Source organism: Deinococcus aquaedulcis (assembly GCF_019693445.1).
GTDB lineage: Bacteria > Deinococcota > Deinococci > Deinococcales > Deinococcaceae > Deinococcus > Deinococcus aquaedulcis.
This window is the reverse complement of sequence record NZ_JAHRBL010000005.1, coordinates 101,157-116,834: the sequence shown is the minus strand read 5'-3', so window position 1 is coordinate 116,834 and position 15,678 is coordinate 101,157. Positions and strand designations below refer to the sequence as shown.

Genomic DNA, 15,678 nt, shown 5'->3' with positions numbered 1-15,678 from the left:
GGACAGGTTCAGCGTCCACGGCAACGAGCAGCGATCACCACGGCATTTTTGCTCCTCCCCCCTTGCGGGGGACTCGCAGAGCTGCGCAGCAGAGGCTGGGAGGGGGGTGAGCGGGCTCCGTCGTTGCTCCGCCGCTCTGCGAGTCCCTCTGGTCGGAAACATGCCGTCCCACGTTCCGGAAGCCGTAGAGGCGCCCCACACGGCCAAGGGAGGCGCGCCGATCAAGTGAAGGGGCACACCTTCCCTCGCTGAATTGAGTCAACGCTTTCTAAGCCACTCGGCGCACGGTCCACCCGGGGTGCGGCCGGTATGCTCCTGAGCGAGATGTCCTTCGATGCCCGCGCCCTGTCCGCCCTGGATTTCCCCCGCATCCTCTCTGCCCTGGCCGAGCGCAGCGCCACGACCCTGGGGGCGGCGCGTGCCCGCAGCCTGCGCCCGTCGAGCGACGCTGGGCGGATTGCGCGGGAACTGGACGAGGTGGAAGACGCCCTGTTCGGGGTCAGCCTGTCCCTGGGCGGCATTCAGGACATCAGTGAGCTGCACGCCCGCGCGCAGGAAGGCCGGGTGCTGACCGGACAGGAACTACTGAGCGCCGCCTATTCCCTGGACGGCGCCATGACCGTGAAGCGGGCCATCAATGCCAATTCGCGCGGGCCGCTGCGCGAGGTGGCCGGGGACCTGGGCGACCACAGCGAACTGGTGCGCCGGGTGCTCTCGGCCCTGGACCGCGACGGCGCCGTGCGCGACGACGCCAGCCCGCGCCTGCGCGATCTGCGCAAACGCATTGAGCCCCTGCGCGGGCGCATCCGCGAGAAGCTGGCCGCCACGCTGGACAAGTGGGCCGACGTGCTGCAGGAACACATCGTCACCATTCGCCGCGACCGCTACGTGCTGCCGGTGCAGGCCAGCCGCGTGGGGCAGGTGCAGGGCATCATCGTGGACGCCAGCGCCACCGGGCAGACCTACTTTGTGGAACCGGCGGCGGTGACGCAGCTAAACAACGAACTCACGCGCCTGATCCTGGATGAAGAAGCCGAGGTCCGGCGCATTCTGACGGAGCTCTCGGGCCTGCTGGCCGCCGACAGCGCCGTGCCCCTGACCCTTTCGGCCGTGGGCGAACTGGACCTGATCGCCGCCAAGGCCCGGCTGGCCCGCGACTGGCGCCTGAACCGCCCCGAGAGCGTGCCCGGCGGCACCTACGACCTGCGCGAGGTGCGCCACCCCCTGATTGAAAACCCGGTGGCCAACGACCTCTCGCTGGGCGACACCAAGCTGCTGCTGATCACCGGCCCCAACATGGGCGGCAAGACGGCCACCATCAAAACCCTGGGTCTGGCCGTGTTGATGCACCAGTGCGGCATGTACGTGGCGGCGGCCAGCGCCCGGTTGCCGGTGGTGCGCGACGTGCTGGTAGACATTGGCGACGAACAGAGCATTGAGGCGTCCCTGTCCACCTTTGCCAGTCACCTCAAGCACCTGCGCTACGTGCTGCGCCACGCCGCCCCCGACACGCTGGTGCTGGTGGACGAGCTGGGCTCGGGCACCGACCCCAACGAGGGCGCCGCGCTGGCCCAGGCGATGATCGAATGTCTGCTGGCGCAGGACGCGCGCGGCGTGATCACCTCGCACCTCTCGCCCCTGAAGCTGTTCGCTCTGGAAACCCCCGGCCTGAAGAATGCCTCGATGGGCTTTGACGTGGAGACCCTGGCGCCCACCTACGTGCTGCAGGTGGGGCAGCCGGGGCGTTCCTTTGCGCTGGCGATTGCGCAGCGCATGGGCCTGCCGCGCGGCGTGCTGTCCCGCGCCGAGGAGCTGCTGGGCCCCGACGCCGGCCTGATGGAGCGCATGCTCGAAGGCCTGGAGCGCGAGCGTGCCGAGCTGCGCGCCCAGCTGGACGCCACCGCCGCCGCCCGCCAGGGTGCCGAGGCCGAACTGGGCCGGGTGCGGCAGGAACGCGAAACCCTGGAAGCCCGCCGGGGCGAGATGCTGGCCGAGGCCGCCCAGAAGGCCGAATCGCTGTATGCCGACGCTATTGAGCGGGTGCGGACCTTGCGCGCCCGCGCCCAGGAAGACAGCGCCCGCCCGCGCGTGATGCAGGAACTGCGCGAACTGCGCGTGGCCGCCCAGAAGGCGCGCCCGGCGGCGGCCCCGCGCGAGGACCGGGGCGACCCCATTCGCGTGGGCAGCGTGGTGGATGTGCCGGCTTACAACGCCAGCGGGCAGGTGCTGGAACTGCGCGGCGACGATCTGGTGGTGCAGCTGGGCGTGATGAAGGTGGGCGTCAAGCGCCGCGACGTGCGCCTGAAAGGCGAGCCCAAGCCGGTGGCGGCGGGCGCGCCCAAGACCCGGGGCCCGCGCTTTACCGGCACGACCGCCAGCACCTTTCAGAACGAACTGCAGCTGCGCGGCCTGGGCGTGGAAGAGGCGGTGGAAGAACTGCGCGCCGCCATCCTGGAAGCCCACGCCCTGAAAGAAAGCCCGCTGCGCGTGGTGCACGGCAAGGGGCAGGGGGTGCTGCGGCGCCTGCTGCGCGAGTACCTGAAGGGCGACAAGAAGGTGGAATCCTTCCACGACGCCGAAGCCAACCAGGGCGGTCACGGGGTCACCATCGTGAACATCCGGCGCTGAGGGGCGGGGCAGGCTGGGCAGCGGGCGGCCGGCGCGTCGCGTACCCTGGGGCCATGACCCGCCATGTCCTGGGGTGGACCCTCCTGGCTCTGAGCCTGTCGGCGTGTGATCTGCAGGGCCTGGATCTCTACAGCCCGGTGAGTGCGCGGGACTATGTCCGGTCCTGCGCCCGCAGTCAGACCGACGTGTACTGCGAGGCCCTGTTGCCCACCCTCGCCGCCGTGCAGGGGCCGGTGGCGGTCCTCGCGCCGAATATGGGCGACGACGAGCGGACCGCCCATCTGGCCCGCCTGCTGGCGGAAAAAGGCCTGAGCACCGAGGCCTTCCTGCGCGACGAGGCCGCGAAAGCCGCGTTTGCCCGCGCGAACATCTTTGCGCTGGACCGGCTGACCACGGGCGTGCACAGAACGCTGGACGGGCGACCCCATCAGGTTCGCTGCGATCCCGAGGGCCAGGGCGACCCCGGGCAGGAGGTCTGTCACGTGGACGACCTGAGCGGCGTCAACCGTCTTCAGTATCTGTCGCCGGGCAACGGCAGTGTCTACGCGACAGCGGCCCCGAGCGCAGACGCCCTGCCCTTCTTCCGCTTCTGACTGCGCCGGGGCCTATTCCACCCCAGAATCAGCAGGACTTCTCAATGTCATTGAAGCCGCTGTCTCTTGCCGACTGTGCCCTGAAACCGCCGTGGGAAGCGCCCAGGGCAATTTTCCTCGCCGCTGTGGGTGGTAGACACGCGATCTCTTGCAACCGGACCGCCCTGCTAGCATCCCGGCTGTGAACGCCGCCCCCGCACCATCCGTGCCGCTGTCCTGGCCCCTGCTGGCCACGGGCGCGGCAGCTTTTTTTACCCTGGGGGTCATTCAGGCCATGTACGGCCCGGCCTTTGGACTTTTTGAGGCCCGTTACGGGGTGTCCACGGCGACCGTGGGCCTCATCGCCAGCGCGCACTTTCTGGGCTCGGCCTGCGCGCCGCTGCCAGTGGGACTGCTGCTGCGCCGCCTCAGCGCGCGGGCCGGCACCTCGTGGAGCCTGCTGGTACTGGCGCTGGGCATGGTGGGCGTGGTGCTGGCGCCCACATGGCCGCTGGCGGTGGCGGCGGCGGCCGTGGGGGGCCTGGGCCTGGGGGGGGTCAGCGCCTGCATGAACGCCGCGTACGCCAGCGTGGGGGCGCGCGCCGTGAACCTCGTGAACGCGGTGTTCGGGGTGGGCAGTCTGGTGTCGCCGCTGCTGGTGGCGGGCCTGGGCCTGGGGCTGGCCGCCCCCTTCCTGACCGTGGCCGCCTTGTGCGCCGCCACGTTTGTCGTGGGCCGCGTGTGGGGTGTCCCCGAGATCGTGACCCGCCGCCCTGAGACCGCGCCGGCCCGCCCCGGGGTGCAGGCGGGCCTGCTGGCCGCGCTGCTGGTGGCCTACGTGGGCATGGAGGCCGGCTACGGCGCCTGGATCGTGCGCTACCTGACCGGGCACGGCGTGGGGGGCGCCGCGCTGATTCTCAGCCTGTTCTGGGGGGCCCTGACCGTGGGCCGGGTGCTGACCGGGGTCTTTGGTGGCCGCGTGGCGCCCCACCGCCTGCTGCTGGCCTGCGCCGCCGCCCTGGTGGCCCTGGCCGCCCTGGCGCTGGTGCCCGCCTGGGCCCCGGTGGCGTTCCTGGGCGCGGGGCTGGCGCTGGCCCCAGTGTTCGGCACCACCCTGGCCTGGGCCAGCCAGACCCTCTCAGCGCGGCTGGTGCCGCTGCTGCTGGTGGCGGGTTCGGTGGGCGGGGTGCTGGCGCCAGCGGCACTGGGGGCCCTGCTGGCCCGCTTTGGGCTGGCGGCGGTGCCGCTGGGTCTGGGCACACTGGCCCTCCTGATGGGCGCTTTTACCCTGCTGGCGCGGCGGGGCCTGCGCCCGGGGGCCGCCGCCTAGCAAAGCGCATTGTCAGCGCTGGGGGCGTGTGGCAGAATGCGCGGCGAATTCTCACCCCAACCCACCCATCATGGCCGAGCGGGGCATGGCATGGCCCGGCGGCGCAACGGAGGCTCCAGAGTGGCACAAGCGACCAGACAGGTAAAGCTCACGCGCGAAGGGTACGAGCGACTGCAAAAAACGCTCGATCAGGAAATGGCCCGCCTGGCCGAAGCCACCCGGATTCTGCAAGAGCAGATGGAAACCAACTCCGACACCGAGGACACGGGTCTGGAGGACGCCAAGCGCGAGAAGATGAACATCGAAGCGCGCATTGACGAGCTGGAAGACACCCTGGCCCGCGCCACCGTCATCGAGGACCACGAGCACGACGGCCGCATTGAGCTGGGCGCCATTGTGGTGCTGGCCAACGAAACCACCAAAAAGGACATGAAGGTCCAGGTGGTCAGCGCCGCCGAAGCCACCGTGACTGGCGGCAGCCTGCCCCGCGTCTCTGAAGACAGCCCGGTAGGCAAGGAACTGATGGGCCGCAAGAAGGGCGAATCCTTTGTGGTGAACCTGGATAACGGCAAGCAGATGAAGTACAAGGTAAAGAGCATCGAATACTGAGGGGCCGGGGCGGAGCAGGCCCCCTTCAAGTCGAGAAGTTCAGAGGTCGAGGAGTCGAGGGCGAAGATGCCACTGGACTTCCCGACCTCTCGACTTCTCGACTCCCCGACCCGCCCCTATACTTCCCCTCATGTCCGACGTCCCCCCCGCGCCGCGCCTCGAGGGCCTGCACGAGCAGACCGTCAGCCGCCTGAACAACCTGGACGCGCAGGTTGCCGCCGGCTTTGAAGCCTACCCCTACAGCTACGCGCGCACCCACCACGCCCGCGACGTGCTGGCCGCCCACCCCGGCGCACTGGAAAGCGGGCAGGAATGGCCCGAAGAGGTCTACGCCCTGGCTGGCCGCGTGACCCTGATGCGCCACATGGGCAAGGCGGCCTTTGCCGACCTCAACGACGAGCACGGCAAAATCCAGCTGCACTTTTCCAAGCAGGACACGGAGGGCTTTGACGCCACCAAGAAGATTGACCTGGGCGACATTATTGGCGTGCGGGGCTTTCCCTTTGTCACCAAAACGGGGCAGCTGACCCTGCGCGTGACCTCGTGGCAGCCGCTGGTCAAGAGCCTGCATCCCCTGCCCAGCAAGTTCCACGGCCTGCAGGACGAAGAACTGCGTGCCCGGCGCCGCTACGTGGACCTGATGGTGAACAGCGAGAGCCGCGAGGTCTACCGCACGCGCTCACGGATGCTGCGCTTTATTCGCCACTTCCTCGACAGCCGCGACTTCATGGAGGTGGAAGGCCCCACCTTGCAGGTCGTCCCCGGCGGCACCGAGGCCCGGCCGTTCAAGACCTTCCACAACGCCTTGGGCCACGAATTCAGCCTGCGCATCAGCCTGGAGCTGTACCTCAAGCGCCTGCTGGTGGGCGGCTTCGAGCGCGTGTACGAGATTGGCCGCAACTACCGCAACGAAGGCATTGACCGCACCCACAACCCGGAATTCACCATGCTGGAGGCGTATTTCGCCTACGGCGACTACAACGACATGATGAAGCTGGTCGAGCAGCTGTTGCACGACCTTGTGGTGGAACTCAAGGGTGAGCCGAAGCTGACGTACCAGGGCAAGGAACTGGATTTCTCGCTGCCCTTCAAGCGCCTGGACTTTGTGACGGCGCTGAAGGAACAGGCCGGGCTGGATTTTGACCCGCTGGATCTGGTCAAGCTGCGCCAGTGGAGTGACGAACGCCACCCCGAGTTCCGCAAGGTGCCGGACTACAAGCTGCTGGACAAGCTGGGCGGCGAGTACGTGGAGCCGCTGCTGCAAAACCCCACCTTCCTGACCGACATGCCGCTGGCGATCAGCCCGCTGGTGAAGGTGCACCGCGAGCGCGCCGGGCTGGCCGAACGCGCCGACCTGTACGTGGCGGGCTTTGAGCTGGCCCCCATCTACTCCGAGCTGAACGACGCCCTGGACCAGCGCGCCCGCTTTGAGGCCCAGACCCAGAGGCGTGAAGCTGGTGACGACGAGGCCCACGAGCAGGACGAGGACTTCCTGCTGGCCCTGGAATACGGCATGCCCCCCACGGCCGGCATGGGCATGGGCATGGACCGCCTCGCCATGCTGCTCACCGACCGCGATTCCATCCGCGACGTGCTGCTCTTCCCCCTGCTGCGCCCCGAAGGCACGGGCGGGGAAGGGGAGAAGGGCGAGGCTGAAGCCAGCGACGAGTAACAGTCCAGAACGAGCACAGTCCGCGCAGGCCGGGAAAGCGGAGAAGTCCTTTCCCGGCCTGCTGCTGTGCATAGGGCGAAGGGAGCGCCGACCGGTCCGGCAGGCCCCCTCTTTTTGGGCAGGTCAACCCTGCCACGCCCCCGACCGACATTTGCCCATTGAGGCGACACCGCTCCCATTCACCTAGGGAAGTCAGAAATGCTGTCTCTGTGCGGCCTTTCAACGCTCGCCTTCTGCGCCCCTCACCACCTGCCTGCACAACCTTGCACTGGAACCGCTTCATTCATTCGTTCGTTTGACAAACAAAATTGCCAGGGCGCACCATCTGACCACACAACCCTGACCTTCTGTTCAGATCACCCGTGTCTGACGACGTTTTTTTGTCCTTTCGCCCCCTGGCCCGGCTACCCGCCGGGAAGGACCCCCATGATCCAAGGACGCCTGCATGCTGCACGATGACCCCCACAGCGCCGATACCCTGGACCTCGCGGCCATCCGCGCGCGGCACACACTGCTGCTGCTGGGCCTGCTGTGGAACCGTGACTTGGCCCGGGTGGACATTGCCCGGGACCTGGGGCTGTCGCGCAGCGCGATCAGCTCGATTGTCACGGAACTGATCAGCGTGGGGCTGGTGCAGGAGGTGGGGACGCGGGGCAGCAGCGGTGTGGGCCGCAAGGCCACCCTGCTGAACCTGAACACCCGCGCCGCCGCGCTGCTGGCTGTGGACCTGGGCGCCAGCCACGCCCGTGTGGACGCCCTGGACCTCCACTGCCGCACCCTGGCCACCCAGAGCGTGCCGCACGACATTCAGGCCGGGCCGCGCGCCACGTACGCCCTGCTGCACGACCTCAGCCACGATGTGCTGCGGGCCGCGCGCCTGAACCCGGCGCAGGTGGCCCTGGTGGGCGTGGGTATTCCGGGCCCGGTGGACCACGACACGGGCCGGGTGGTGCAGCCGCCCAACATGCCCGGCTGGGACGGCGAGAATGTGCGCGAAGCCCTGCGTACCCTGCTGGGTCTGGAAGTGCTGGTGGACAACGACGCCAACCTGGGCGCGCTGGCCGAGGCCCGCTTTGGCGCACACCGGGGCACCCAGGACCTGATTTACGTGAAGGCCGCCACTGGCATTGGCGCGGGCGTGCTGCTGGGCGGGCGCCTGCACCGGGGCACGCGCGGCGGGGCGGGCGAGATCGGGCACATCAGCATTAACGAGCAGGGGCCGGTGGGGCGCAGCGGGAACCCGGGCAGCCTGGAAAGCTACGCGGCGGCGGGCGTGCTGCTCCGCCTCGCCGAGGAGCGCCGCGCGGCCGGGGTGCCCAGCACGCTGCCCACGCCGGTCACCCTGGCCAGTCTGCTCACGCACGCCAACACCGATCCCCTGGCCCGGGCCGTGTGGGAAGAAGCCGGGCACCATCTGGGCGTGGCGATCAGCACCGCGCTGAACCTCTTTAACCCAGCGGCGGTGGTGATTGGCGGGCGGCTGTCGCAGGCCGGCGAGGTGCTGCTGGAGGCGGTGCGGGCCAGCGCCCAGAGCCGCACCATGCGCATCAACGCCGACCGGGTGCGCATTGACCTGGGCACCTTGGGCGGCGATGCCGGGGTGCTGGGGGCCGGCGCCATGATGCTGGATTCGCTGTTTACCCCGCGCGGCCTGCCGCACCTGTACGGCATTGCCCGGGTCAACCAGAGTGCCCACGACCTGGCCGCCAGCCGCGCGCCGCCCGGCGTGGGCCCCAGCGACCCCGCCCCCACCCGATCTCATTTTCCCCCGTACGGAGGAGTCTCATGAAAAAAGCCCTGATGATCGCCGCCGCCCTCGCCCTGACCACCAGCGCCGCCGCTGCTGGCAAGCTGGAAATCTTCTCGTGGTGGTCCGGTGACGAAGGCCCCGCCCTGGACGCCCTGATCAAGGTGTACAAGCAGCGTTACCCCAGCGTGGCCGTGGACAACGCCACCGTGTCGGGCGGCGCGGGCACCAACGCCAAGGCCGTGCTGAAAACCCGCATGCTGGGCGGCACCCCGCCCGACTCCTTCCAGGCGCACGCCGGCCAGGAACTGATCGGCACCTGGGTGGTGGCCAACCGCATGGAGGACCTCAGCGGGCTCTTTAAATCCGAGGGCTGGGACAAGGCGTTCCCCAAGGACCTCGTGCGCCTGATTTCCAGCAAGGGCGGCATCTGGAGCGTGCCCGTGAACGTGCACCGCAGCAACGTCATGTGGTACAACCCCGCCAAGCTGAAAGCCTGGGGCGTGACCGTGCCCAAGACGTGGCCCGAGTTCCTGAAAACCTGCAGCACGCTGAAGGCCAAGGGCGTCGCCGCGCCGCTGGTGGTGGGTGAAAACTGGACCCAGCAGCACCTGTGGGAATCCGTGGCGATTGGCACCCTGGGCGCCAAGGGCTGGGAAGACCTGTGGGCCGGCAAGCTGAAATTCACCGACCCGCGCGTGGTGGGCGTGTTCACCACCTTCGGCAAGGTCATGGACTGCGCCAACAAGGACGCCTCGGGCCTCAGCTGGCAGCAGGCCAGTGACCGCGTGATCAGCGGCCAGAGTGCCTTTAACATCATGGGCGACTGGGCGGCCGGGTACTTCACTACCACCAAGAAACTGGCCCCCAACACCGGCTTCGGCTGGGCCCCGGCCCCCGGCACCACCAAGACCTTTGTGATGCTGGCCGACTCCTTCGGGCTGCCCAAGGGCGCCAAGAACCGCGCCGAGGCCATGAACTGGCTGAAAGTTCTGGGTTCCAAGGCCGGCCAGGACGCCTTTAACCCCCTCAAGGGCTCCATCGCCGCGCGCACCGACAGCGACCTGAGCAAGTACAACACCTACAGCCGCTCGGCCGCCGCCGACTGGAAGAGCAACAAGATCGTGGGCTCGCTGGTGCACGGCGCCGTGGCCCCCGAGAGCTTCATGAGCGCCTTCGGCACGGTGATTGACCAGTACGTGGCCAGCCGCAACAGCGCGGGCGCGGCCGCCGCCGCCCAGCAACTCGCGGCGCGCGCGGGCATCGGCAAGTAAGCGTTGGGAAGCGGTGCGCGGGCAGCAGGGCGCGGTCAACACCGCGTACCGCACACCGCGCACCGCTCCCATGTTCCAAAGGAGGCCATCCATGAAAGGCCTGAGTAAAGACCGTCTGTGGTCGGTCGCCGTATTGCTGCCCAGCGTTCTGCTGATCGCGGTGTTTGTGTACGGGTTTATCGCGCGCAGTGTGTACGTCAGCATGACCGACTGGGGCAACGACCCCGCGCAGGCGCTGGCGCTGGACCCGGTGATCCGCTTTATCGGGCTGGCGAACTACCAGGACCTGTTTACCGGCTTTCTGCAGGGCCGTTTCCGGCAGGAACTGGTGAGCACGGTGTTTTTCACCGCCTTTTTCATCCTGGGCTGCCTGGGCCTGGGGCTGGGGCTGGCGCTGATCCTGGACCGCAACCCCCGGGGCGAGGGGCTGTGGCGCACCATCTTCCTGTTTCCCATGAGCCTGTCGTTTATCGTGACCGGCACCATCTGGCGCTGGATGCTGCAGCCCGGCGGCGGCGTGAACCAGGCCCCCACCCTGTTTGGTGGTCAACCCAGCACCTTTCCCTGGCTCAGCAGCACCGAGGCGATCTGGAAGTTCGACTGGAACAAGCTGCCGCTGCTGACCGCCAGTGTGGTGGCCGTGGTGCTGATCGTGGTGGCGGTGCGCGCCCTGCGCGCCGGGGACCGCCGCCGCACGCTGGTGGCCGCCCTGTGCGCCGCGCTGCTGCTGGGCTGGGCCCTGTTCGTGGCGCCCAACCTGAAACTGCTGCCCGCACCGGAGCCCCACGGCTTCAACCTCGCCCTGATCGGCATCATCATCGCCGCTGTGTGGCAGATGAGCGGCTACACGATGGCGCTGTATCTGGCCGGCCTGCGCGGCATTCCCGAAGAACTGCGCGAAGCCGCCAAGGTGGACGGCGCCGGTGACCTGGGCATGTACCGCCACGTCATTTTCCCGCTGCTGGCGCCCATCAGCCTGTCCGCCATGATCGTGCTGGGGCACATCAGTCTGAAGATTTTTGACCTCGTGTACGCCATGTCGGGGCCCGACAACATCAACACCAGTGTGCCGGCCCTGAACATGTACCTCACCAGTTTCCGCCAGAACCAGTTCGCCCTGGGCGCGGCAATTGGCACCATCCTGCTGATTCTGGTGGCGTTCGTGATCGTGCCGTATCTGGCCTCGCAGTTCCGGGGCGAGGAGGGACACGCGTGAGGGGGGGCGAAGGCAGATGGCAGAAGGCAGATGGCCGGTGGCGGGGAGGTCGACAGGTTGGGAAGTCGAGCCGTCGAGGTGCGCTTGTCTTAGACCCTTTGACGCTTAGACCCTTAGACCCCTCCGCAGGAGGCCCCGCATGACCACCACCCTGCCCTCCCACACCGCCCCGGCGGCGGCTCCCCGCAAACCGCTGCGTCCGGGCCGCGTGCTGATGTACGCCCTGCTGGTGCTGGCCGCCCTGTTTTTCCTGATTCCGGTGTATCTGCTGTTTGCCACGGCCCTGAAAAGCCCGGACGCCATTGCCGAAGCCACCACGTGGCACTGGCCCAGCGTGCTCAACTGGGGCAGCTTCCGCGACGCCTGGGCCAAGATTGGCGGCAACGTGCTCAACAGCGTGTTCCTGGCCGTGGTGGCCACCCTGTTCAGCGCCCTGCTGGGCAGTCTGAACGGCTACGCCCTGAGCAAATGGAAGTTCCGGGGCGCCAACACCCTGTTCGCCCTGATGCTCTTCGGCATGTTCATTCCGTACCAGGCCGTGCTGATTCCGCTGTTCCAGTTCATCAAATCGCTGGGCCTGTACGGCTCTATCTGGGGCCTGATCCTGGCGCATGTGGTGTACGGCCTGCCCATCACCACGCTGATTTTCCGCAACTTCTACGCCGATGTGCCCGACGCCCTGATTGAAGCCGCCACCATTGACGGCGCGGGCTTCTGGCAGATCTACGGCAAGGTGATTTTCCCCATCAGCATTCCGGGCTTTGTGGTGGTGATCATCTGGCAGTTCACGCAGGTGTGGAACGAGTTCCTGTTCGCTGCCACGCTAACAAACACCAATTCGCAGCCCGTGACCTATGCCTTATCGCAGCTGGCGGGGGGGCAGGCGGTCAGCTGGAACCTGCCGATGGCCGGCGCGATTCTGGCCGCGCTGCCCACGCTGCTGGTGTACATCCTGCTGGGCCGGTACTTTGTGCGCGGCCTACTGGCCGGGAGCGTGAAGGGGTAAAGAGAGGGCTATGGGCTCTGAGCTATGAGCAAAAAGCATCTGGGCCATGTGTTGTGGGGGCAGTTCCCCATGGCTCATGGCCCAGAGCCCATGGCCCCTTCCCCCCTTTCACCGCCCCTTACACTTCCGTCAGGCAGCGGCGGCTATGCTGTAGCCCACTTCATGACGATTCCCGAACCCCCACCCGTGTTCGTTGTGACGGCGGAACCGGCGCGGGCGCAGGCCTTGCGGCCACTGCTGCCCCGTGCCAACGTCCGCCATATCAGCGACGCCGAAACGCTGCTGCGTGAAGCGCATGTCACCCCCCCCGATGTCGCGCTGCTGTACACCGATACGCCCGGCGTGCCGCTGCACCAGGTGCTGCCCATGCTGCGCCAGCGCGCCGAACTGGCCGGCACCTACTGGCTGGCGGTGGGCTCGCGCGGGCTGGGCGAGATGCTGGGCGCGGGGGTGGACGCCCTGATCAGTGAAGCCACCCCGCCCCAGGCGATGGCGGTGCAGGTGCAGACCCTGCTGGCCCGCGCGCAGCAGCACCGCGACGCCCAGGCGCGCGTGGGCTCGCTGCAGCACCGTCTGGACACCTGGGAGCACGAGGAACGGGTGCGCGACCAGCTGGTGCACATGCTGGTGCATGACCTGAAAAACCCCATCGCTGCGGTGATGGGCCTGCTGGAAATCGTGCAGGAAGACCCCCGGGTGCCCGAAGACAACCGCGACCTGCTGAAAGTGGCCCGCGACGAAACCCAGCACCTGCTGCACCTCGCCGTGAACATGCTGGACGTGCGCAAGATCCAGGCGGGCAAGATGAACCTGCGCCGGGAGCTGATGTTCACCCCCATGTTCCGCGAGGTGGTGGAACTGGCCTGCGGCGACGTGGGCAGCGGCCTGCGTGACCGCCACCTGCGCGTGGACGTGGAACAGGACCTGAGCCCTGCCAGCGCTGACCCCGAGATTCTGCGCCGCGTGCTGGCCAACCTGATCAGCAACGCGCTGAAACACACCATGACGGGCGGTCTGATCACGGTGGCGGTGCGCGGCCTGGGCGACAGCGTCCAGGTCACCGTGCGCGACGACGGCGAGGGCATTCCCGAAGACGACATTCCCAACCTCTTCGCCGCCTTCGAGCAGTCCCGCCTGACCCTGCACGGCCGCTTTGACACTGGCATGGGGCTGGCCTTCTGCAAGCTGGCCGTGGAAGAGCATGGCGGCAAGATCTGGGTGGAATCGGTGCGCGGCCAGGGGGCCACCTTCTTCTTCACCCTGCCCCTCGCCGCCGACAACGAAGACGACGATTTTGCCGAACTGGTGTAGGGGTTCAGGCGCCTAGCCGCACACGGCAGGAATGTCCCACCCCCACAAGTCCTTGCCTGCTTATTGAAGGCCACCTCTGTTTACCAGGGGCGGCCTTTTTCCTTGCTCATCGCGCGGGCAGGCATGGTCTGGCGACGTTGCCCAGCCTGCCAGTTTCTCGGTGGCCCAGACGTTCCGCCTGGACGAGGGAGGCGCTTCCTTGCCCCTCACCCACCCCCCAGCCTTGCCCCTCTGTCTGTCTGGGGAATCGGGCCCGCAAGCGCGCAGGACGTGCTAGAACAAGGGTGCACCACAAGTCAGGCAAGAGGAGTTCGGACGCACTCTCTTTTTTTCCAGCATTTCGTGCCGTTTTTCACGAGCGAGGCTAGTGAAGGGCGGGTACGCACGCAGAAAGGGGAATTGTTATCGAATACGCCAACTTTGTCATCATGCTGCTCGTGTCGCTGGGCATCGGCATTGTTGCCGTGCTGGCCAGCGCCCTTCTGGGCCCCAAACGCCGGGGCAGCCGCACCAAGCTCATGGCTTACGAAAGCGGCAACGACCCCGAAGGTGGGGTGGGCACCGGCCAGCGCTTCCCAGTGCACTTCTATCTGGTCGCCATGCTCTTCATCATCTTCGACATCGAGACGGCGTTCTTCTACCCGCTGGCGGTGGCCTACCAGAAGCTGATTCCCTTTGCGTTCTTCGAGGCGATCACCTTCGTGGCGCTGCTGCTGGTGGGCTACGTCTACATCCTGAAGAAGCGGGTGCTGGAATGGAACTAAGAGCGGATACGCCTGTGCCACTTGGTCAAGAGAGGCGAAGGGCCGCCTGCTCTGCGCGCGGTCAAAGAGTCAAAGGGTCTAAGGGTCTAAGACAACCCAGTGGTCCCAGGTTCTTGGCCCCTCTGACGCTGAGCGTTCCTGGCCGCCCGATGGAGGCTATATGGCCCTAAAAGAGCTCTTTGAAAAAGACTGGCAGGAACTGGAATCCGAAGGCGTCCTCTTCTCCAGTCTGGAAAAGCTGGTGGCGTGGGGGCGCAGCAACAGCCTTTGGCCCGCCACCTTCGGGCTGGCGTGCTGCGCCATTGAGATGATGAGTTCCACAGACGGGCGCAACGACTTGGCGCGCTTTGGCTCGGAGGTGTTCCGCGCCTCGCCCCGGCAGGCCGACGTGATGATCGTGGCTGGGCGCCTGAGCAAGAAGATGGCCCCGATCATGCGCCGGGTGTACGACCAGATGCCGGACCCCAAATGGGTGATCAGCATGGGGGCCTGCGCCAGTTCGGGCGGGATGTTCAACAACTACGCGATTGTGCAGAACGTGGACACGGTGGTGCCCGTGGACATCTTCGTGCCCGGTTGCCCGCCCCGCCCCGAAGCCCTGATTTACGCCGTGATGCAGCTGCAGAAGAAGGTGCGCGGCGAAGCCTTTGACCAGATGGGCCACCAGCTGCCGATGGTGGACGCGTGGACCCGGTGAGCGGCGAGAAGTTGACCGGCCGGGAAGGCGGCGTGCAGTCGTCCCAGACGTTGCCTGTGGCCCCGGTGGCAGCCGCGCCCGTCCCAGCCCCCCCTTCGCGCGACGTGACGCCCTTGATGCGCGAACTGGGGCTGGACGAAGACCACGCCGCCGAGCCCACCGCCGTGGTGCCGGCCGGGCACCTGCGCGCGGTGGCCCAGGCCCTGAAGGAACGCGGCTTCATGCTGATGGACACGGTGGGCATTGACTACAGCGCCTACACCGAACAGCGGCCCAGGCGTTTTGCGGTGCTGCACAACCTCTACCACCCCCGCGACCACCGCCGCCTGTTCCTGCGCGTGTGGCTGGACGACGGCGAGGCCCTGGACAGCCTGTATCCGGTGTGGAAGGCCGCCAACTACCTGGAACGCGAGGTCTACGACCTGCTGGGGATTGTGTTCACCGGCCACCCCGACCTGCGCAAGGTGCTGACCCCCGACGACCTGGAAGGCCACCCCCTGCGCAAGGATTTCCCGCTGGGCGAAAGCCCCACCCTGTTCCGCGAGGGCCGCTTTCTGGACCCCGCCGCCTTTCGCGCGGGCCTGACCGGCCGCGACGCGGGTATGACCGGCTACCGGGGCGAATTCCGCCGGGGCGAGCGCGGCGAGCGCCTGCCCCCCGTGATGCCGGAAGGCGGACCGAAATGAGGGGCGCGGCGCGCCGTCAAAGGGTCAAAGAGTCTAAGGGTCTAAGGCAGTGGGGCAGTGGGTTTCTTAGACTCTTCGACTTCTTGACCCTTCGACCCGCCGACCGCAGGGAGGTGCCCGCATGACCACCACCGACAAACCCACCCACGGCCGTCTGGCGCCTGGG

Annotated in this window: 13 protein-coding genes; all 13 read left to right on the top strand. The window is 67.5% G+C overall.

Annotation, left to right across the window (positions count from 1 at the left end; genetic code table 11):
• Window positions 1-324 precede the first annotated feature (324 nt).
• The 13 genes from KMW22_RS08645 (at window position 325) to KMW22_RS08585 (ending at window position 15,512) form a co-directional block, all read left to right on the top strand.
• Window positions 325-2,628, top strand: a complete 2,304-nt coding sequence (locus tag KMW22_RS08645; RefSeq protein WP_221089636.1) for an endonuclease MutS2 — start codon at window positions 325-327, stop codon at window positions 2,626-2,628.
• Window positions 2,629-2,681: 53 nt separating this feature from the next.
• On the top strand, window positions 2,682-3,221 hold the full coding sequence (locus KMW22_RS08640; protein WP_221089635.1) for a hypothetical protein: 540 nt from the start codon (window positions 2,682-2,684) through the stop codon (window positions 3,219-3,221).
• A 181-nt stretch (window positions 3,222-3,402) separates the two neighbouring features.
• Window positions 3,403-4,530 carry an MFS transporter gene (locus KMW22_RS08635; protein WP_221089634.1) on the top strand — a complete coding sequence of 376 codons (1,128 nt, stop codon included), beginning with the start codon at window positions 3,403-3,405 and terminating at the stop codon, window positions 4,528-4,530.
• Window positions 4,531-4,650: 120 nt separating this feature from the next.
• Complete coding sequence (locus KMW22_RS08630) at window positions 4,651-5,139, top strand: GreA/GreB family elongation factor (RefSeq protein ID WP_107137924.1); 489 nt, start codon at window positions 4,651-4,653, stop codon at window positions 5,137-5,139.
• 130 nt (window positions 5,140-5,269) lie between these two features.
• A complete protein-coding gene (lysS, locus tag KMW22_RS08625; protein ID WP_221089632.1) occupies window positions 5,270-6,811 on the top strand; it encodes a lysine--tRNA ligase in 1,542 nt (513 codons plus the stop codon).
• 445 nt (window positions 6,812-7,256) lie between these two features.
• Window positions 7,257-8,600: an ROK family transcriptional regulator gene (locus KMW22_RS08620; protein ID WP_221089631.1), complete on the top strand. Its 1,344-nt coding sequence runs from the start codon at window positions 7,257-7,259 to the stop codon at window positions 8,598-8,600.
• A complete protein-coding gene (locus KMW22_RS08615) occupies window positions 8,597-9,832 on the top strand; it encodes an ABC transporter substrate-binding protein (protein WP_221089630.1) in 1,236 nt (411 codons plus the stop codon). Before KMW22_RS08620 ends, KMW22_RS08615 begins: the two co-directional genes overlap by 4 nt.
• A gap of 91 nt (window positions 9,833-9,923) precedes the next feature.
• Window positions 9,924-11,048, top strand: a complete 1,125-nt coding sequence (locus KMW22_RS08610; RefSeq protein WP_221089629.1) for a carbohydrate ABC transporter permease — start codon at window positions 9,924-9,926, stop codon at window positions 11,046-11,048.
• A 139-nt stretch (window positions 11,049-11,187) separates the two neighbouring features.
• The gene (locus KMW22_RS08605) at window positions 11,188-12,054 is read left to right on the top strand and encodes a carbohydrate ABC transporter permease (RefSeq protein WP_221089628.1); all 867 of its coding nucleotides are present in this window, start codon (window positions 11,188-11,190) and stop codon (window positions 12,052-12,054) included.
• Between the two features lie 162 nt (window positions 12,055-12,216).
• Entirely contained in the window at window positions 12,217-13,365 is a 1,149-nt protein-coding gene (locus KMW22_RS08600; protein ID WP_221089627.1) for an ATP-binding protein, read from the top strand.
• Window positions 13,366-13,793: 428 nt separating this feature from the next.
• A complete protein-coding gene (locus KMW22_RS08595; RefSeq protein ID WP_221089626.1) occupies window positions 13,794-14,129 on the top strand; it encodes an NADH-quinone oxidoreductase subunit A in 336 nt (111 codons plus the stop codon).
• Window positions 14,130-14,289: 160 nt separating this feature from the next.
• A complete protein-coding gene (locus KMW22_RS08590) occupies window positions 14,290-14,826 on the top strand; it encodes a NuoB/complex I 20 kDa subunit family protein (RefSeq protein WP_221089625.1) in 537 nt (178 codons plus the stop codon).
• Between the two features lie 50 nt (window positions 14,827-14,876).
• The gene (locus KMW22_RS08585) at window positions 14,877-15,512 is read left to right on the top strand and encodes an NADH-quinone oxidoreductase subunit C (RefSeq protein WP_407928432.1); all 636 of its coding nucleotides are present in this window, start codon (window positions 14,877-14,879) and stop codon (window positions 15,510-15,512) included.
• Window positions 15,513-15,678: the final 166 nt, after the last annotated feature.